Source organism: Paenibacillus spongiae, from assembly GCF_024734895.1.
GTDB classification, from domain to species: domain Bacteria; phylum Bacillota; class Bacilli; order Paenibacillales; family Paenibacillaceae; genus Paenibacillus_Z; species Paenibacillus_Z spongiae.
On the sequence record NZ_CP091430.1, the window covers coordinates 2,163,172 to 2,179,887 of the forward strand.

The following is a 16,716-nucleotide window of genomic DNA, read 5'->3' on the forward strand; positions in this document are numbered from 1 at the left end:
CTAATGAAATGGTTAAACGTAAAGAATGCGGTAGATAAAGCTGAACTTTACATATACGGTGACATCGTTGGTTCGGAATGGGATAAATGGACTGATACAGATACCGCTCCAGAGGATGTTTTAACTCTATTATCTGAGATTGGCGAGAATAAACCACTTGATATCTATATAAATAGTGGCGGTGGAAGTGTCTTCGCTGGACTAGCGATTTATAACATATTGAAGCGGCATCCAGGATATAAGATTGCATATATCGATGGCTTAGCGGCAAGTATTAGTTCAGTCATCCCGTTTGCAGCAAACAAGATAATTATCCCTTCGAATTCGTTCATGATGATACATAAACCGTGGAATTGGATGGCTGGAAATGCGAATGATTATCGTAAAATGGCAGACGATCTAGACCGTATTGAACAGGGAATCCTTAATGTGTATCAAGAGAATCTGGTTGATGGTGTTGACATTGAAACAATTCGCGGAATGGTCAATGCAGAGACCTGGATCAATGGTAATGAAGTAGCGAATTATTTTAGAGTTGAAGTCGTTGGAGCAAACAATATTGCAGCAAGCATTACGGATCGAGTAAAAGCCTATACAAATGTACCGCAGGAACTACTTAATCAGTCCCATGTGAGTAAACGACAAGATGAAGAACAAATTGAATTAATGAAAATGCAATTAGAGTTGCTATAAATGTAGCGGCTCTTTTTTAATGCCTAAATATAACTGGAGGTTAATTGATATGAAACGTATTGACGAATTGAAACAACAACTAGAAGAGTTTAAAGCTGAAGCACAGGTACTTCTGAACGAGAACAAGGTTTCTGATGCTAAAACGAAAATGGAAGAGATCAAGAATCTAAAAGAGTCTATTCTCATCCAAGAGCAATTGGACGCTGAAGCACTTGAGCAAGTACAAAATAAAATGAATAATCAAAAGGAGAATAAACAAGTGGAGAATAACACGAAACAAACTGCAAATGCACTTCGCGCAATGATTAAGGCTGGTATGGGTAAAAGCCTGACTGAAGCGGAAAATGCCCTTCTTGTCCCTTCAACAGGTGATGGTGCAAATGGTGAAGGCTTCCTTCTACCTAAAGATATTCGAACTTTGATCGTTGAAAAAATCAGACAATATAAATCATTTCGTGATGTATTGGGTTATATTCCAACGACTGCACTCACTGGTTCTTTCCCAGTTGAAGACTTCGAAACTCTATCTGAGCTTGTTGACTTTACGGATGGCACAGATGGAACTGAACCAACTGATATTAAGTTTAAAAATGTTGCATATGCACTCAAGCAAAAAGGAGCGATTATTAAACTTTCAAACACTCTGCTCCAAATGACAGACAATAACTTGATTGCTTACATTGTTAAAGTATTTGCAAAGAAAGCCGTTATTACTGAGAACAAAATGGCTATTGCTGCACTTCAAGCTGGTAAAACCGTTAAAGCTTTGGCTGATTGGACTGTTCTTAAGAAGTCGATTAACGTGGACTTGGATGAAGGTGTTAAATATGGTTGCGTCATTGTTACCAATCAGGATGGCTATGACAAACTCGACTCCATTGTTGCAGACGGTCGTCCGCTTTTGCAACCAGACGTTACATCTCCTAACCGTAAGATGTTTATGGGTTATCCTGTACATGTATTCTCAAACGCTTTGCTTCCCACAACAGGCACTACTACCAAGAAAGCACCTATTTTCTATGGTAACTTGGCCGAAGCAGTTTCTTTCGTTGATAATGGTGCCTATGCATTCGCTACTTCTGAACACGCCGCCTTCGCATCGAACATGACCGTAGCACGGGTAATCGAATATGTAGATGTTGCTAAGGTTGATGCATCTGACAAAATTTATATTGCTGGAGAAATCACCATCTCCTAATAGGAGTGATACATATGCTAGCATCACTTGGAACAGCAAAGCAATTCATGAACCTTCCGCAAGATGACTTCAGCCAAGATGATAATCTCGTCTTGGCTCTTCTTGCTTCTTCACAAGCGATTGAGAATTATTGCAACCGGACATTTAACAAACAGTCGTATACAGATATCTTAAGCGCGGCAGGCAATTACCTATCAATTAAAAACTTTCCCGTTGTAAGAGTGAATTCAGTTGTTTCAGTTAATGGGGATGAGATAACTGATTATATTTTGTTACCAGATGGCATCCTATACCGCCAAAACGGTTGGAACATAAGAGATTACAATTACACTGTCACCTATGAAGCGGGTTATGTATTGCCAGATGAGGCAACGACAGAACAACCTCAAACATTACCTAAACCGCTTGAATTAGCTTGTATTTTCTTGGCTCAGATGATCTTCAAAGGACAAATTGGCTTAAAAGAGAAACGAATCGCAGACATTACATACAAATATGCCGATGTTTCTGACAATCAATTGCCATCAACCGTTGTTAGTCTAATTCAACCTTATAAAGTGTGGTGGCGATGATGTATGATTACGACTTGTTCAACCAGAGATGTGTAATCAAGCGCCTAGAGGTTATAAAGGATCAATATAACAGACCAAAAGGCGAGAAATGGAACCCCGTAAATATATATCCATGTCGCTTGGCTAAAGCATCGAATTCCTTCACTCAACAACAACCAGCAGCAGAATCTAATGAGAATTATACGCTATATCTGTTGTCAAACGCCGATGTAAAGGGCGGAGACATGGCAGAAGTAATTGGAGTAGGTAAGTTTAGGCTAGCCAGACCTTATAAGCCTGATAACCATCATTATCAAGTACCGGCGGTGTGGGACGATGAGCTTTAAAGTTGATGGATTAGACGAGTTTGAGAAGCAATTAAAGAAAGCTATCCGTAAAAGCGGTAAGTTGTATAAGGATCTACAGTATGAGGTTGGCAAACAACACCTAACTGACGCTGCTCAAGTGTTAAAGAGTGAAGGACATGAGGATTCTGGACAATTAATTGATAGTTATGAGCGCAAACCTCATGATGGCAAGAAAGAATGGGCTTTATTCGTTGATGGAGACACCATTGAAGTTGGTACGAAGGTATTCTACGCCAATATGCTGAATGACGGACACAAGCTTGTGAAGATTAAACGTGGCATATCTAAGACAGGCAGAGCAACCAAGAGGAAGAAAACAGTTGGATATGTTCCCGGTATTCATTATAACGAGAAGGCACTGAACCGAACAAAGGAAGTAATTCCAAAGATGGTTGAAGATTTTATCAAGAAGATTGGGAAGGAGGCTGGATTTGATGTTGAAAAGTAGCTCAGATGCGATTAGCAATGCACTCAATGACATAATTCCCAACTTGACTATTTACGTTAACAATACACCATCAGATTTTGAACGGCCTTCCTTCTCTCTTAATAAAGTATTTCATACAAAAGAGGACTTGACCAAGTATACATACCGAGAACAAGTAAATTGGCAAATCGTTTATTTTGCCAGTGAATTGCCCTCAGGTGAAGTCGATGTTTTTGAACAGCTTGAAAAAGAAGATGCGCTTATGGAGTATTTTTCATCATTGCACTATTTACCTGTATCTGATACCGACGATTTATTTGAGATTGTCAGCATCGAAGGGGATAGGAAAGATGATGAAGTTGCTATGCAAATAACGCTCTCCTATGAGTATGACAAGAACACGAAAGAAACTTATGACAACATGCAAGAGATTCAAACTAAACTTTCAATTTAAGGAGTTGAAACAATGGCACTACCTAGTATCAGTATAGTATTTAAAACATTGGCATCACAAGGAATACAACAAGGTCAAGTTGGCAAAGTTGTTCTTGCCCTCAAGGATGCGAGTGTTACAACTGGTGTAGTGGAGCACCGTCTATTTGGCATTACTGAGATTCCCACTACACTATCTACCAGCAATAAAGATCTAATCAAGCTAGCATTCCAAGGCACACCTAAAGAGGTTGGCCTAGTTGTCATTGCGGAGAGTGCAGTATATTATACAGCAGCTCTCGATTATGCGGAGTCCATCCGATTCAATGTATTTGCGATTCCAGGTATTGTAGAGGCAGATATTGCGACAGTTGGAACATGGGTTAAGGATCAATTCGATAATAAGGGCAAGAAATTCCTTGCGGTTCTTCCCTCGCATGAAGGTGATCATCCTGCAATCGTGAATTTCGACACAGATGACATTAAAGTTGGTGAAACAGCTTATACAGTGACACAATACTCTGCTCGAATCGCAGGTTTGCTAGCAGGACTTCCATTAACAGTCGCGCCAACCTATCAGGTACTCTCTGATGTTACGGATATTCCACGGATTAAGAAAGCGGATGCCGATACAGCAATTGATGAGGGTAAACTAATCCTCTGGCATGACGGCGAAAAGGTGAAAATCGCTTCTGGTGTTACATCATACATCACTGTAACGGGTGATCGTGGAGAGGACTGGAAGAAGATCAAACTGGTTCGAATCTACAATAAGATTTATGACGATATTCGTACCACAATTGAGAATTTCTACATTGGCCGTGTACAAAATAGCTATGCGAACAAGTTGAGTCTTGTTGCAAGTATTCGAAGTTACTTCAATGAACTTGAGAATCAGGAGATACTGGACACTGGAAAAAACAGTATTGATATTGATGTCGATGCTCAGCGAAATTACCTTAACTCTATCGGTACAAATACCAGTGGATGGACTGAAGGTCAAATTCGAGAAGCAAATACAAGAGATAAAGTGTTCCTACAAGCTAACATTCGTGCACTCGACGGCATGGAGAATTTTACAATCAATATCTATACGTAAAGAAAGGAGACTAATATAGATGGCAAGAATAAAAGCTAGTAAGATTATAAGTGGAACTCACGGTGAATTGTGGCTCGACAATGAACAGGTAGGAGAGGTTCTTTCCTTCGAAGCGTTGATTGAGTTTGTCGAAGAACAAGTGCCAGTTGCTGGTGAGTTAGCGGATGGATATAAATTCATGGGATACAATTGTACCGGCAATATGCAACTACATCACGTAAACTCGCGATTGATTAAGAAACTATCTGCTTCCATCCAACAAGGAGTTAATCCAGAGTTCGTAGTGGTAAGTAAGCTTGACGATCCTGCTGCCGATGGTAAAGAAGTTATCACCATTCTTGATGCTACGTTTAACAATCTCAGTCTTGCAAACTGGACTTTAAAGGAAAAGGGTACAATCGAAGCCCCATTTAAATTTACAAAGTGGACACCTAACGACCTAATCTAATATCACGAAGGAGGATGCCCTACTGTTATCGGTAGGGCTATTTATATTATGAGCAATGCATTAAATCTGCTGCTATCTAAAGATCGTAGTAAGTTAGAGCTGCCAACTAAAAAAGTTGAGATCAAACGTCTTACGGAGCAACTTGGAGAGCCTGTGTATTTTACGATTCGGGCATTAACATCTGCGGAGTATACGAAAGTTCGTGAACTGTGTAATAAAGATGAGGACGGCGACAAGTCTTTATTTGAGATCCATAGTGTGATTGCTGGCCTTGTTGACCCATCATTGAAGGATAAAGAACTTCAACAGCACTTTAATGTTGGTACACCGAAATCCCTCCTTGAAGATGCACAGTTTCTTGTTCCCGGTGAGATCAGTGAATTGGCAGAGAAGATTGCAGAGATGTCAGGCTATGGTAAGGACATGGTAGCCGAAGTAAAAAACTAATAGACACGTGTGGTTATACGGAAATGCTCTATTACTATTGGACGAAGCATGGCAAGTCCCCTTCAACGATCCATAACATGGATGAAGGGGAGCGTATAGTCATTCGTGCATTCTATGAAAAGGAAATGGATGAGAGAAACAAGCTTCTTGAAAAGGGAAATGTAATGCCAACAATTCAAGTGTAATGGAGGTGAATAGATGGCAAAATTAACAAACCTGATATCCCTGAAGGATAATTACTCTGCACCACTGAAGAAAGCACAGCGCTTAACTTCGGAATTCAGAAAAGATGTAAATAAGACGAAAAAGGCTATGGACGCTGCCGCCGCTAAACGATATGAAATAAAAGTGCAAACATCTAAAGCATGGGCAGCTATCGACAAGGTAAAAAAGAAGATGGACAGTGTTCGTTCTTTTACAGTAAATATTCAAGCCAGACATGAGCGATTTATGGAAGCCATATCACCTGTTACAAGTGTACTAGGCAAATTAACTCGTACACCATTTCGAATTGGAATTACTGCTGTAGATATGGCAAGTAGAGTTCTAGCTCCAATTGCAAAGATATTATTGGCTATTACAGGTGCTGGTGGAGCAGTAGCTGCTGGATTAGGCGCTGTGAGCATTAAGGGTGCGGCGACACGAGAGTTACAGCAGATACAACTAGAAGCACTTGTTGGTGATAAGAAGAGAGCTAAACAGTTATTCGATGATATGAATAAGCGTGGAGCTATATCTACATTCAGTGAATCGGACTTCCTTGAGGGTGCTAAGGCTTTCCTTCCATTGACCAAGGATTTGAAGCAAATTAATCAATTAGCTTCCATTCAAGAGCGATTAGCGGCATCCAATCCAATGGAAGGAATGGGTGGGGCAGCATTCTCAATTCGAGAAGGTTTATCTGGTGATACAGTCTCACTGGCTGAGAGGTTCAATATTCCAAAGCAAATGTTGGCCAACCTAAAAACAGCAACGAGTTTTAATGCCAAGATTAAAGAGTTTGACAAGATTCTAAACAAATTGGGCTATACACAAGGGTATCTCAACAAGGTTAACAAGGCTGCTACTTCTCAATGGGATAACTTTAAATCTAATTTAAGCACAGGTCTAGCTAAAGCCGGTACACAAGCATTAGAGGTTTTAAAGCCTTTACTTGTCAACATGAATGGATTTATGCAAAGTGAACGAGGCGCTGCAATATTCAAGGCATGGGGAGATGGACTTGGTTGGGCTGCTGAAAAAGCTATTCAACTTGGAACAAATGTAAAAGTGTGGATTGAAGATAAATTCATCAATAATCCAGCCTTTCAAAATGCTGATTGGGGAACCAAATTTGGAATGATACTCGATCAAGTAACTCCTGTTCTTGATGCTTGGTATAACGACAGTTTCAAACCATGGATAACTGGAATTTGGACAAAGATTGAGCCTGAAATTAAGCCTTTAGTTGAGAAGTTGGGGAAAAGCATTGGCGATGCATTGAAATCAGGACTAGGTAGTGCTGTAAAGGATCATCCAATTTTGAGTGGTTTAACAGCAGGTGCTCTGATACCGGGGCCATTACAAGCTAAAGCCGCTGTTGCAACAGGTGTAGCTACCGCAGGAGCTGTGGCAGATAAAGCTGCTCCAGCACTAATCCTAAGTCATACTTTGAGCAATGCAGTGTCAGATTCAGCACCATCTTGGTCAAAAGGAGCAATTGAGAAGGTACAAAGTTGGTTTACATTTGGCGGGAACAAAAAAGCTGTTGGTATGCGTAAAGTTCCTTCTGATAATTATCCTGCATTGCTACACAGAGGTGAAACTGTACTAACTGGACGAGAAGCGGAACAATACAGAAACGGTCAATCTAATAGTGGATCAATGAACTTCACGTTTAATATCAATGGTTCGATAGGTTCCAATGAAAATGAAATGAAGAGATTTGTATCTCTACTCAGAACTGAATTTGAAAAAGTAGTAATTAATATGCCGTAGGAAGGAGGGACAATGATACATGATTGAATTTTGGTTAACTTTTAATAATGGAGCAGAAAAATTAAGATTGCCTGTCCCTCCATCCGAATACAGCAAAGTCACAGGGATTAATACCCAAACAGTCAATATCAATGATTCAGGTGAAATTAATCAAATTGGTAAACGTAAACTTGATACACTGTCAATCTCATCGTATTTCCCTGCAAATCCAAATGATCCAATTGCACATTACAGAGGATATCCTACTCCTGCAAGATGCCTGAATATGATAAGCAAATGGAGAGAATCAGGCCGTCCGATTCGATTGATTATCAGCGGTGGAACATTGAATATCAATCAACCTATGGTTATTGAGTCGTTCACAGTGAGCCAGAAGAAGGGGCCTGAAGATGTCTATTTTGACATGGAATTAAAGGAATATCGGTTCTTCAATCTTGAAGTAGTCAACGAGAAGGATAATCCGATTGGTAAATATGTTGGTGAAAGTAGACCGTCTGAAAGGACAATTCCTAAAACATATACGATTGTCAGTGGTGATACTCTTTATGTAATAGCAAAGAAGTTCTATGGTGACGGCAACAAATGGAAGGAATTAAAGCAGAGAAATAACATTGTCGATGAACGAAAGTTGAAAGTTGGACAGGTGATTAAACTATGATCATCACGCACATTGACCGCAATCACAAGGAAACCGACATTACGAAGATTGTTCAAGATTATAAATGGGCTGGTTCAATCAGAGAAGTGTCTAGAAAGCTGGAAATAACCGTTGTTCAATCCCCTCATGATCCGTACTTTCCTAAGGTCGCTTTTAGAAACGGTGAAATGCTCAGACTGTCAGACGATAACAAAAATGAGTTATATCAAGGTTACATACGCTCCATTGAAAAGAGTGACCAAGGAAAGTCGTTTAAACTCGCATCATCAGATGGCACAATTTATCTAACCAAATCCGAGATAGCCAAGACATTCAGCAAAATGAAGGCAGAAGACATTGTTAAAAGCATATGTACTGAATTGGGAGTTTCATTTGGAACAAGCCCTAACACGTCAACGAAACATACCTTTGCTCATAGTGGTTCAGCATATGATGCAATATTGGATACATTCAAGCGCCTGAAGAATACTACGAAGAAGATATACATGATTCGTATGTCTAAAGGCAAACTCAATATGATTGAGAAGGGTTCAACAGTGGCCAAGCGCCTGAATACATCTGTTGAACATATATCTGAGTCTGTGTATCAGCAGGACATTGAAGATGCGGTTACATCTGTGATTATCGTCGATGATAAGGGAAATCGTATTGGTGAAGTAAAAGACAGCGAGAATATTCGATTGTTCGGGATGACACAGAAGATTTATCGGAAGGAAAAGGATCAAAACGCCAATACAGTTGCTAAGAATATGCTTACAGGTGAACGCCAGAAAGCTACAATCAATATGATTGGTGGCAAGAACACTTATGATGTTATTGCAGGAAATGCAGTCCTTATCAAGGACACTCACACAGGATTAGTGGGTGTTTTTTTTATTGATGCAGATACTCATACTTTCCAAGATGGTTTTCATTCCATTTCACTTGAATTAGCATTTGAAAATACATTAGAGGAGGCTGGCGGATAATGTCAGATACATCATGGCTCATTCAATTCATTCGGGATCAGGCAAACAGATCTGCTACCGAATCAATTGTGTTAGCAGAAGTGATATCATCTCAGCCATTGAAAATTAAGGTTAATAATCTGGTTTTATCAGGAGAGTTTTTACTTGTGGCTGATTACTTATTGAAGGATTATCAACGACAAGTTTCAAGTGGCGCAACTCCATACACATTGAAATTTGAGGATACCGTTAATGTTGGAGATCAATTAGCGGTCATAAACAGCAATGGGATATATATTGTAATTGCAAGGGTGGTGACAACAAGCTAATGGCAATATTTCCGTTCATTGAAGCAACAAACATAGCACAACAGGAGGAGTTGCCACTCTTCAAAGAATACGCATGGGACTATAACACCGATGAAATGATTCTTAAAGACGGTAAGACAGTTATTGTTGAAGGAAACGAAGCATTAAAAGTATGGATATATAAGGCACTTAAAACAAAACGATATGCACATGCAGGATATTCTTGGAACTATGGCTCAGAAATTGAAAGCATAATTGGTCAAGGATACAGCAGACAGACATCTAAAAATGAAATTGAACGGTTGTGTTCGGAAGCTCTTATGATTAATCCATACATAGCTACTGTCAATGTGTTGAATGTGCAAATTAACAATGATTCGTACATGTTCGATGTTCGAGTTTCTACAGTTTACGGCGAATTGGAGGTGAATGAAGATGTTTGAAGACAATACATTTGAAGAATTATTGAATAATATGCTTGATGAAATCCAAAGTGGAATATCAAAGATTGAAGGTACTTTTACATATGATACACTCGCTGCTTTTGCTACTCAACTTGCCATTGCCTATACACAATTAGATCGGGTATTAACACTTGGATTTGCTGATACTGCAACAGGTGAATACCTTGATAAACGAGCCAATGAGTTTGGATTGACAAGAAAGGTAGCGGTCAAGGCAACTGGACAAATAAAGGCAACGGGAACAAATGGCACGATCATTCCACAAGGAACAGAGTTTGCCACTTTAGATGAGACGTACTTTATTACAACTGCATCTGGAACTATCACTGGTGGAACAGCAACGATTCAGATTGAAGCTGTGAATGCTGGTTCTGCTTCCAATGTAGCTAGTGGAACAATCACTGAAATCCCCGTGTCAATTATTGGATTGTCAAGCGTGTCCAATGACAATGCAACATCAGGTGGTTCTGATATTGAATCAGATGATGAATTAAGGATTAGATTGTCAGACAGAGTAAAGAAGCCTGCGACAAGTGGAAATGCAAATTTTTACAGAAATCTCGCTCTCGAAATTCCAGGGATTAGTGAGGCAAAGGTTATACCTATTTGGTATGGGTCAGGAACAGTTAAAGTGATTCTCCTTGATGCAAATAAAAGAGCACCGATAATCGATAAAGTTACGGAAGTAGCCAATCATATTGAATCAGAACGTCCAATTGGTGCAACGGTTACTGTTGTAGCAGCGACTGAAACACCGATCAATATTAGTGTTGATTTGACCTTATCAGGTGGAACACTCGCAGAAGCAAAGACTGTAATCGAACAAGGTGTAACCGATTATCTAAGGACACTAGCATTTGCTGATCCAATTGTGCGATATACAAAAATAGCCAATATTATTATCAACACTCAAAATATCCAAGATTATCAAAGTCTAATGGTAAATGGTGGTACTGGTAATATTGCAATCGCAAATGATGCTGTTGCTGTACAAGGGAGCGTTACAGTGTCATGATGATGGGTAATATTGTTAAAAGTTATGTGATTCCATTATATGGTGAATCGAGAGTAACGGGTAATAACCTAGCCGCTGGAGCAGTTGTATTACAACAACTTGAGACTAGTATAGATGGTGTTCTTGATCAAATGTTCGTTGATACAGCTACATATGGACTAGCGAAGTGGGAAAAGTTTCTTGGTATCCAAATCGATGAGTTAAAACCAATCGAACAACGAAAGTCGGTTATCATTTCTAAAATTAGAGGTATAGGGACTGTCACGAAGGTATTGATTAAATCAGTAGCTGAATCGTATTCAAACGGTGAAGTTGATGTATTAGAGGATTCTGCAAACTACACAGTGACCATTGCTTTTGTGAGTACGCGCGGCATACCCCCAAACATAACCGACATCCAAAATGCAATCCGAGATATAATCCCTGCTCATTTGGCAATTAATTATGAGTTCACCTACATAACTTGGGATGAAATAAATGCTATGAACAAGACATGGGATGAGTGGGACGCATTAGGACTAACATGGGATGAATTAGAGACATATAAACCATAAGGAGAGGTAACTTAATGCCAGATGTAACAACTAGAATGGGGCTTAAGAAGCCCAAAGGAAATGAAAACTTTAATAGGACAGCGTATAACGAAAACCTTGATATATTGGAGCAAAATGCAGAAACAATCAACGGAGCGCAGTCTAAAGTTGATACACATGCAACGGCAACAAATAGTGTTCATGGTTCAACTTCTGCTGCAACAGCGAACAGAATTATTCAACGAGACACTAACGGTCGAGCAAAGGTAGCATCACCTTCAGCCGCTGATGATATTGCTAGAAAAGATACTGTAGATGCGGTTCAGACTGTCCTAACGGGACATATCGGAACAGGTGGTACGTCGCACGCCTCTGCAACAACGGGAGCAGCTGGGTTCATGAGCGCAGCCGATAAGACGAAACTTGACGGAGTTGCGGCGGGAGCTAACGCATATTCGCACCCGACAGGAGACGGTAATTTACACGTTCCGGTAACGGGTACGGGAAATAACGGGAAGGTGCTGAAAGCCGGAGCGACTGCAGGAAGCGCTGCGTGGGGAAACGTTGCGTTTTCAGAGGTGATGACTAAACCGTCTACTCTTGCGGGATACGGGATTACGGATGCGACTCCAACGCGTGTTAGTGGCGGAGTGTTTGAATATTATAACGGAACGGAGTGGGTAGGCGTGGGCGGCGGCGGCGGTATCATGGTAGCAAGTAACACGGTAAGAGAAAGTAGATTGCCGGAATATACGCACACATATCTAACAACGACTAGTGATAGCGTAGGGCTTTTTTACAAATTCGCTCCAAAATACACAGGCGAAGTTATAATTTCCGTGGATACCATTAGAGCGAACGGCTCAGGTGCGATTGGTTCGGGATTGTGGGCATACTCCATGCCTCACAAGACGGCGTCAAATCAGTTTATGTCGGGAGCAGTAGATTGGGACATCCGAAGCGGTATGGGTGATATGAACTTCCTTGTCCCATTAGATACAAGGTTTAACCTAAGCTCTATGTTCAACGCGAGTATGACCAATCAGCAAGATATTACGGAGGGAAGACTTAAAATAGCGACAGCTGATACCACGACTTATCAAACATTCAAAAAGACAATGTTGGTGAGAGCTGGTGTACCAATCTACTTCTTTGTCTATGCGGGTACCGCCAATGCAGATAGTATCAAGCTAAAAGACTTCAAAATCAGCTATGATGTACTTTGATAGGAGGGGAATTCGATGACTGCACTTTTTATTAACAGTAACGGATACATCTATGCACAACACAACTCCATTACATCGGATGAATTAACCGAACTTGGAATCGATCATGTAATGGTCAATGAGATGCCTCCAGAGATTGTTAATCAGCAGGAAAAGCAACTTGTCAAAGTCGTCAGCCGCGATCCACTCATCCTGGAACTGGAGGACATCCCAGCACCTCCCGAGCCCCCCAAGACGCCAGAGCAGGAACGGATTGAACAACTGGAAGCAGAATTATCTACACTGAAAGCTGCTATGGATGAACTTATCCTCAGTGGAGGTGGACTATAATGGCAATTTACATGGGAATGCGGATTATGGAGGAGGCGCTTGATTATGAATATGTCGTCACAAGACGCCCCGACCTGAAGGCAGGTATCGATGATTATTTAATGTCAAAGGGTAGAGATGATTTGATTAATGGCTCCGCATAATGCGGGGCTTTATTTATTTGTTGAGGTGATAATTCATTGGAACCAGATATTTTGAAATACTTTCTAACACAGGGGCCATTTGCGGCTCTTTTTGTTTGGCTATTGATTTACGTTATGCGATCTAATAAAGACCGTGAAACACGATTGCAAGATTTGCTTGATAAATTTAGTGATAAATACGATGTCATTATAACAGAGATTCGTGATATTAAAGAGCGATTTGCACGAAAGGAGTAGATGAAAATGGAGATGTCCAACGATATCCTAACACTAGCTGCTCTTGTCGCTGCTTATGTTGGTGTTGTTAAGGGGTTTGGCTTATCGGACAAGTGGACACATATCGTAGCTATAGTTATTGCGAGTGTGTTTGTGATGGTTCCTGACTATGTACAGTCCAAGATTACATTAATATCGGTCATAGGATTGACAGCTTCAGGTGCATATAACTACACCAAGAAACGAAGTGATACCAATGGGAAAGTTTAAGGAAAAGTATCAAATCACGCCAAAGTATCTTTCGAAGCCAAGTAAAAGACGTTCAGGCATTAAGATGACAAAGGTAAGGTTTATTGTTGCACATGATACTGGGAACAAGAACAGTACAGCAATAGGCAATATTGGATATTATCAAAACTCTCGAAATGATATGTCTGCTTCTGCTCATATTTTTCTTGATGACAAGGGTATTTGGGAGTGTATACCTGCATTGACTGGAACACCAGAGAAGGCATGGCATGTACTCTATGAGAAGCCCAATGATAATGCAATGTATGGTTATGAGGCTAATAATTGTGCAATTGCAGTCGAGTACTGCTATGGCGACAATATCAATGCAAATGAAGCTTATAAGCGCTATGTGTGGGTGTTGGCATACATATGCTTTAAATTTGGCTTGAATCCGAGTAAAGATATTGTCGGTCATCATATATTAGACCCTCAGAGGAAGTCTGATCCAAAGAGTGGATTGGCTCATAGCGGCAGAACTTATGAACAATTGTTAATCGATGTAGTAAAGGAATATGAAGATTGTACCAAGGAAGAAGAGGATGAAATGGACAAAATCACGGTAATGGTCAATGGTAAGCGAATGGAAAACGGATTGCTTGATAGTAGAGCAGGGATTACATATGTACCTGTCAGAGCGGTTAGTGAAGCGCTAGGAGCAAGAGTGCAATGGGATAGTAAGACGAATACGGTTCGAATTGAGAAGAGGTAATTGTGAATGTGGGATCAATCAATTGAAATAGAGCCTACTGATAATTCCGTTGAGACTGAACTTATCAAGGTGAAGATTGAATTTGAATACGCTACTCCATATTCTATTGTAGTCGAGAAGATGGAGGTTGAATATGACACTTAACATCAAGCGAAATGATACACGATATGCAATTAATGCAAAGCTCAAGCATCCAAATGGTTCTCCTGTCGATTTGTCCGATACGGTTGTTACATTCACTATGAGCAACCTTAATAATGTAATCAAGATTAGCCGTGAAGCCGAAATTATTGATGCAGAAAATGGGGATGTACGCTTTAGCTTTGAACACGGTGAGACAAATGTATTGGGAATAATGAAGGCTGAATTTAAATGCGAATTTACCGATAGTAGCATAGAAACGTTTCCAAATCGTGGTTACATAGTAATCAATTTCGAGAAAGATTTAGCATAAAGGAGGTCAAGATTTGTCATACGAAACGAAGAAACTAAAACGTGATGCATCTAAAGTAATTGTTCCACAATATTGGAATCCTGCCTTAGATAACGGTAATGGTGATTGGGAAGTTTTAACTGGTTCAGATGGAGCCTATAAAGCCCAATCGGTTCAATATGTGTCCGCCGACTATTTAGAGGGGACTGGAAACTTTAACAAGGTATTTGATGAGGATATGCATGGATTATCCATTCTTAATAATGGCGATAAGCTCATGAGGTTCACGACAAATGGCGTATCTCGTCCTGTACCGGCGGGAGGAACCTATAATCAAATATTTAAGCAAACGTTCCGAGAGCTATCAATATCAGCTACAGGTGAATGGTTTATTGACGTTTTACAGCAATATGGTGCAGCCGCTGTAGTTGTTGTGCCTCCAGATCCCGATCTTGAAGCGCCTGACAACGTAACGAATCTACGTCAAAGTAACGTAACTCATAATAGCGCTACGATTATATGGGACGCTTCTGTATCCACTGACACAGTTGGTTATGAGATATGGAGAAGCGGTGCGTTGTTATCAACTGTAACAGGCACAACATACGATGCAACTGGTATGCCCCCAGAAACTCAGTTCACTTTTACTGTAAAGGTCGTTGATGGCGCAGGCAATGTGTCGTCAGGAGTAAGTATTACGGTCACGACTGCCACGCAACCAGCTGAGACAACACCTGCAGATGTGACAGGACTAACTGAAAGCAACGTTACTACAACGAGCGCAACGATTACATGGATAGCCAGCGTCTCCTCAGATATCAAGGATTACCGAGTTTATGATGAGACAAATCTACTTGCAACGGTAACGACAACAACACTTAACTTAACGGATTTGCAGCCAGAGACATCGTACAATCTCAAGGTTAAAGCACGAGATACATCAAACAATGAATCAACTGGTATATCGATTACCATCAAGACAAAAGCGGTTGGAGATACTACACCTCCTGTTGTCACTGCATCGCCTGTAGGCGGATCTTATACTAGCTCTCAAAGCATCACCTTGACTTCGAATGAACAAGCAACAATTTATTACACGACCAATGGAAATGATCCTACTGAAAGTGACGTTTATTCAACACCAATCCCGATTAGTGTTAATACAACGTTGAAGTTCTTCGGGAAGGATGAAGCAGGAAATAAAAGCGCAGTACAGACGGCTACGTATACAATTGATACTGGATCATCGGGACAAGTTATTGTAAGCGATTCTTTCAACCGAGCGAATGGAGCACTCGGAAACACAGAAACTGGTCAAGCTTGGATTCAGACTCAGACGATCAATGCGCCAACTATAAGCAATAACCAATTTGCATCATTGGTATCTGGATCAATTTATTCATTAGTAGACTTGGAACAATCGAATAACATTGCAATTGAAATGGATTTAATCATTCCAACATTACCTATAGGTGGAACAATATCCGGAATCGCTTTTAGATATGGAACAAATAATGCCACTTATATTTGGGGAGCAAAAGGTGGTTCAGTAGGATTTATTAATCTTGGTACTGGAGTTACGGCAGCTCCAGCAGATGTTAGCTTCCCATTCGTTGCAGGTCAAACTTATCGGTTTAAAGTTGAGTTACGCGGATCAGAAGTAAAGTGCTATGTAGATGATGTACTGAAGCATACGTATACAGATTCTGTACACATCGGAAACACGAAGCACGGTATTGTCTTCTACTCAACTAATGTGCCGAGAGCGGATAACTTCAAGATAACGAAACTGTAGGAAGGAGG

Annotated in this window: 24 protein-coding genes; all 24 read left to right on the forward strand. The window is 40.4% G+C overall.

Annotated elements, in window-relative coordinates:
• Nucleotides 1-3 precede the first annotated feature (3 nt).
• Nucleotides 4-693, forward strand: a complete 690-nt coding sequence (locus L1F29_RS09830) for a head maturation protease, ClpP-related (RefSeq protein ID WP_258388142.1) — start codon at nucleotides 4-6, stop codon at nucleotides 691-693.
• Between the two features lie 49 nt (nucleotides 694-742).
• On the forward strand, nucleotides 743-1,891 hold the full coding sequence (locus tag L1F29_RS09835) for a phage major capsid protein (protein WP_258388143.1): 1,149 nt from the start codon (nucleotides 743-745) through the stop codon (nucleotides 1,889-1,891).
• Nucleotides 1,892-1,905: 14 nt separating this feature from the next.
• The gene (locus tag L1F29_RS09840) at nucleotides 1,906-2,463 is read left to right on the forward strand and encodes a head-tail connector protein (protein ID WP_258388144.1); all 558 of its coding nucleotides are present in this window, start codon (nucleotides 1,906-1,908) and stop codon (nucleotides 2,461-2,463) included.
• A complete protein-coding gene (locus L1F29_RS34365) occupies nucleotides 2,463-2,789 on the forward strand; it encodes a DUF3599 family protein (protein WP_373876490.1) in 327 nt (108 codons plus the stop codon). The genes L1F29_RS09840 and L1F29_RS34365 overlap by 1 nt, the downstream gene beginning before the upstream one ends.
• Nucleotides 2,779-3,258, forward strand: a complete 480-nt coding sequence (locus L1F29_RS09845; RefSeq protein WP_258388145.1) for a hypothetical protein — start codon at nucleotides 2,779-2,781, stop codon at nucleotides 3,256-3,258. The genes L1F29_RS34365 and L1F29_RS09845 overlap by 11 nt, the downstream gene beginning before the upstream one ends.
• Nucleotides 3,245-3,691, forward strand: a complete 447-nt coding sequence (locus L1F29_RS09850; protein WP_258388146.1) for a phage tail terminator family protein — start codon at nucleotides 3,245-3,247, stop codon at nucleotides 3,689-3,691. The genes L1F29_RS09845 and L1F29_RS09850 overlap by 14 nt, the downstream gene beginning before the upstream one ends.
• Nucleotides 3,692-3,703: 12 nt before the next feature.
• Nucleotides 3,704-4,768, forward strand: a complete 1,065-nt coding sequence (locus L1F29_RS09855) for a phage tail sheath C-terminal domain-containing protein (protein ID WP_258388147.1) — start codon at nucleotides 3,704-3,706, stop codon at nucleotides 4,766-4,768.
• Between the two features lie 19 nt (nucleotides 4,769-4,787).
• Nucleotides 4,788-5,216 (forward strand): phage tail tube protein, encoded by a 429-nt coding sequence (locus L1F29_RS09860; protein WP_258388148.1) that lies wholly within the window; start codon nucleotides 4,788-4,790, stop codon nucleotides 5,214-5,216.
• A gap of 48 nt (nucleotides 5,217-5,264) precedes the next feature.
• The gene (locus L1F29_RS09865; protein WP_258388149.1) at nucleotides 5,265-5,663 is read left to right on the forward strand and encodes a phage tail assembly chaperone; all 399 of its coding nucleotides are present in this window, start codon (nucleotides 5,265-5,267) and stop codon (nucleotides 5,661-5,663) included.
• Between the two features lie 198 nt (nucleotides 5,664-5,861).
• Nucleotides 5,862-7,640, forward strand: a complete 1,779-nt coding sequence (locus tag L1F29_RS09870) for a hypothetical protein (RefSeq protein ID WP_258388150.1) — start codon at nucleotides 5,862-5,864, stop codon at nucleotides 7,638-7,640.
• A gap of 19 nt (nucleotides 7,641-7,659) precedes the next feature.
• Nucleotides 7,660-8,298 (forward strand): LysM peptidoglycan-binding domain-containing protein, encoded by a 639-nt coding sequence (locus tag L1F29_RS09875; protein ID WP_258388151.1) that lies wholly within the window; start codon nucleotides 7,660-7,662, stop codon nucleotides 8,296-8,298.
• A complete protein-coding gene (locus L1F29_RS09880; RefSeq protein ID WP_258388152.1) occupies nucleotides 8,295-9,266 on the forward strand; it encodes an XkdQ/YqbQ family protein in 972 nt (323 codons plus the stop codon). Before L1F29_RS09875 ends, L1F29_RS09880 begins: the two co-directional genes overlap by 4 nt.
• Nucleotides 9,266-9,574, forward strand: a complete 309-nt coding sequence (locus tag L1F29_RS09885) for a DUF2577 family protein (RefSeq protein ID WP_258388153.1) — start codon at nucleotides 9,266-9,268, stop codon at nucleotides 9,572-9,574. The genes L1F29_RS09880 and L1F29_RS09885 overlap by 1 nt, the downstream gene beginning before the upstream one ends.
• Complete coding sequence (locus L1F29_RS09890) at nucleotides 9,574-9,996, forward strand: DUF2634 domain-containing protein (protein ID WP_258388154.1); 423 nt, start codon at nucleotides 9,574-9,576, stop codon at nucleotides 9,994-9,996. The genes L1F29_RS09885 and L1F29_RS09890 overlap by 1 nt, the downstream gene beginning before the upstream one ends.
• Nucleotides 9,989-11,032: a baseplate J/gp47 family protein gene (locus L1F29_RS09895; RefSeq protein ID WP_258388155.1), complete on the forward strand. Its 1,044-nt coding sequence runs from the start codon at nucleotides 9,989-9,991 to the stop codon at nucleotides 11,030-11,032. Before L1F29_RS09890 ends, L1F29_RS09895 begins: the two co-directional genes overlap by 8 nt.
• A complete protein-coding gene (locus L1F29_RS09900; RefSeq protein ID WP_258388156.1) occupies nucleotides 11,029-11,586 on the forward strand; it encodes a putative phage tail protein in 558 nt (185 codons plus the stop codon). Before L1F29_RS09895 ends, L1F29_RS09900 begins: the two co-directional genes overlap by 4 nt.
• A gap of 14 nt (nucleotides 11,587-11,600) precedes the next feature.
• The gene (locus tag L1F29_RS09905; RefSeq protein ID WP_258388157.1) at nucleotides 11,601-12,791 is read left to right on the forward strand and encodes a hypothetical protein; all 1,191 of its coding nucleotides are present in this window, start codon (nucleotides 11,601-11,603) and stop codon (nucleotides 12,789-12,791) included.
• 15 nt (nucleotides 12,792-12,806) lie between these two features.
• Nucleotides 12,807-13,121: a hypothetical protein gene (locus L1F29_RS09910; RefSeq protein ID WP_258388158.1), complete on the forward strand. Its 315-nt coding sequence runs from the start codon at nucleotides 12,807-12,809 to the stop codon at nucleotides 13,119-13,121.
• Nucleotides 13,121-13,264: a hypothetical protein gene (locus L1F29_RS09915; protein WP_258388159.1), complete on the forward strand. Its 144-nt coding sequence runs from the start codon at nucleotides 13,121-13,123 to the stop codon at nucleotides 13,262-13,264. Before L1F29_RS09910 ends, L1F29_RS09915 begins: the two co-directional genes overlap by 1 nt.
• A 36-nt stretch (nucleotides 13,265-13,300) precedes the next feature.
• Nucleotides 13,301-13,501 (forward strand): BhlA/UviB family holin-like peptide, encoded by a 201-nt coding sequence (locus tag L1F29_RS09920; protein WP_258388160.1) that lies wholly within the window; start codon nucleotides 13,301-13,303, stop codon nucleotides 13,499-13,501.
• Nucleotides 13,502-13,507: 6 nt separating this feature from the next.
• Nucleotides 13,508-13,750 carry a hypothetical protein gene (locus L1F29_RS09925; protein ID WP_258388161.1) on the forward strand — a complete coding sequence of 81 codons (243 nt, stop codon included), beginning with the start codon at nucleotides 13,508-13,510 and terminating at the stop codon, nucleotides 13,748-13,750.
• The gene (locus tag L1F29_RS09930; protein WP_258388162.1) at nucleotides 13,737-14,480 is read left to right on the forward strand and encodes an N-acetylmuramoyl-L-alanine amidase; all 744 of its coding nucleotides are present in this window, start codon (nucleotides 13,737-13,739) and stop codon (nucleotides 14,478-14,480) included. The genes L1F29_RS09925 and L1F29_RS09930 overlap by 14 nt, the downstream gene beginning before the upstream one ends.
• 133 nt (nucleotides 14,481-14,613) lie before the next feature.
• Nucleotides 14,614-14,934 carry a BppU family phage baseplate upper protein gene (locus L1F29_RS09935; protein WP_258388163.1) on the forward strand — a complete coding sequence of 107 codons (321 nt, stop codon included), beginning with the start codon at nucleotides 14,614-14,616 and terminating at the stop codon, nucleotides 14,932-14,934.
• A gap of 13 nt (nucleotides 14,935-14,947) precedes the next feature.
• The gene (locus L1F29_RS09940; protein WP_258388164.1) at nucleotides 14,948-16,708 is read left to right on the forward strand and encodes a chitobiase/beta-hexosaminidase C-terminal domain-containing protein; all 1,761 of its coding nucleotides are present in this window, start codon (nucleotides 14,948-14,950) and stop codon (nucleotides 16,706-16,708) included.
• The last annotated feature ends 8 nt before the right edge of the window (nucleotides 16,709-16,716 follow it).

Excerpts from the sequence above, each read along its gene's own strand:
- L1F29_RS09905 (WP_258388157.1), top strand. The coding sequence starts at position 11,601 with ATGCCAGATGTAACAACTAGAATGGGGCTTAAGAAGCCCAAAGGAAAT.
- L1F29_RS09880 (WP_258388152.1), top strand. The coding sequence starts at position 8,295 with ATGATCATCACGCACATTGACCGCAATCACAAGGAAACCGACATTACG.
- L1F29_RS09840 (WP_258388144.1), top strand. The coding sequence starts at position 1,906 with ATGCTAGCATCACTTGGAACAGCAAAGCAATTCATGAACCTTCCGCAA.
- L1F29_RS09850 (WP_258388146.1), top strand. The coding sequence starts at position 3,245 with ATGTTGAAAAGTAGCTCAGATGCGATTAGCAATGCACTCAATGACATA.
- L1F29_RS09870 (WP_258388150.1), top strand. The coding sequence starts at position 5,862 with ATGGCAAAATTAACAAACCTGATATCCCTGAAGGATAATTACTCTGCA.
- L1F29_RS09885 (WP_258388153.1), top strand. The coding sequence starts at position 9,266 with ATGTCAGATACATCATGGCTCATTCAATTCATTCGGGATCAGGCAAAC.
- L1F29_RS09830 (WP_258388142.1), top strand. The coding sequence starts at position 4 with ATGAAATGGTTAAACGTAAAGAATGCGGTAGATAAAGCTGAACTTTAC.
- L1F29_RS09845 (WP_258388145.1), top strand. The coding sequence starts at position 2,779 with ATGAGCTTTAAAGTTGATGGATTAGACGAGTTTGAGAAGCAATTAAAG.
- L1F29_RS09915 (WP_258388159.1), top strand. The coding sequence starts at position 13,121 with ATGGCAATTTACATGGGAATGCGGATTATGGAGGAGGCGCTTGATTAT.
- L1F29_RS09925 (WP_258388161.1), top strand. The coding sequence starts at position 13,508 with ATGGAGATGTCCAACGATATCCTAACACTAGCTGCTCTTGTCGCTGCT.
- L1F29_RS09860 (WP_258388148.1), top strand. The coding sequence starts at position 4,788 with ATGGCAAGAATAAAAGCTAGTAAGATTATAAGTGGAACTCACGGTGAA.
- L1F29_RS09875 (WP_258388151.1), top strand. The coding sequence starts at position 7,660 with ATGATTGAATTTTGGTTAACTTTTAATAATGGAGCAGAAAAATTAAGA.
- L1F29_RS09900 (WP_258388156.1), top strand. The coding sequence starts at position 11,029 with ATGATGATGGGTAATATTGTTAAAAGTTATGTGATTCCATTATATGGT.
- L1F29_RS09930 (WP_258388162.1), top strand. The coding sequence starts at position 13,737 with ATGGGAAAGTTTAAGGAAAAGTATCAAATCACGCCAAAGTATCTTTCG.
- L1F29_RS09910 (WP_258388158.1), top strand. The coding sequence starts at position 12,807 with ATGACTGCACTTTTTATTAACAGTAACGGATACATCTATGCACAACAC.
- L1F29_RS09865 (WP_258388149.1), top strand. The coding sequence starts at position 5,265 with ATGAGCAATGCATTAAATCTGCTGCTATCTAAAGATCGTAGTAAGTTA.
- L1F29_RS09895 (WP_258388155.1), top strand. The coding sequence starts at position 9,989 with ATGTTTGAAGACAATACATTTGAAGAATTATTGAATAATATGCTTGAT.
- L1F29_RS09935 (WP_258388163.1), top strand. The coding sequence starts at position 14,614 with ATGACACTTAACATCAAGCGAAATGATACACGATATGCAATTAATGCA.
- L1F29_RS09890 (WP_258388154.1), top strand. The coding sequence starts at position 9,574 with ATGGCAATATTTCCGTTCATTGAAGCAACAAACATAGCACAACAGGAG.
- L1F29_RS34365 (WP_373876490.1), top strand. The coding sequence starts at position 2,463 with ATGTATGATTACGACTTGTTCAACCAGAGATGTGTAATCAAGCGCCTA.
- L1F29_RS09835 (WP_258388143.1), top strand. The coding sequence starts at position 743 with ATGAAACGTATTGACGAATTGAAACAACAACTAGAAGAGTTTAAAGCT.
- L1F29_RS09855 (WP_258388147.1), top strand. The coding sequence starts at position 3,704 with ATGGCACTACCTAGTATCAGTATAGTATTTAAAACATTGGCATCACAA.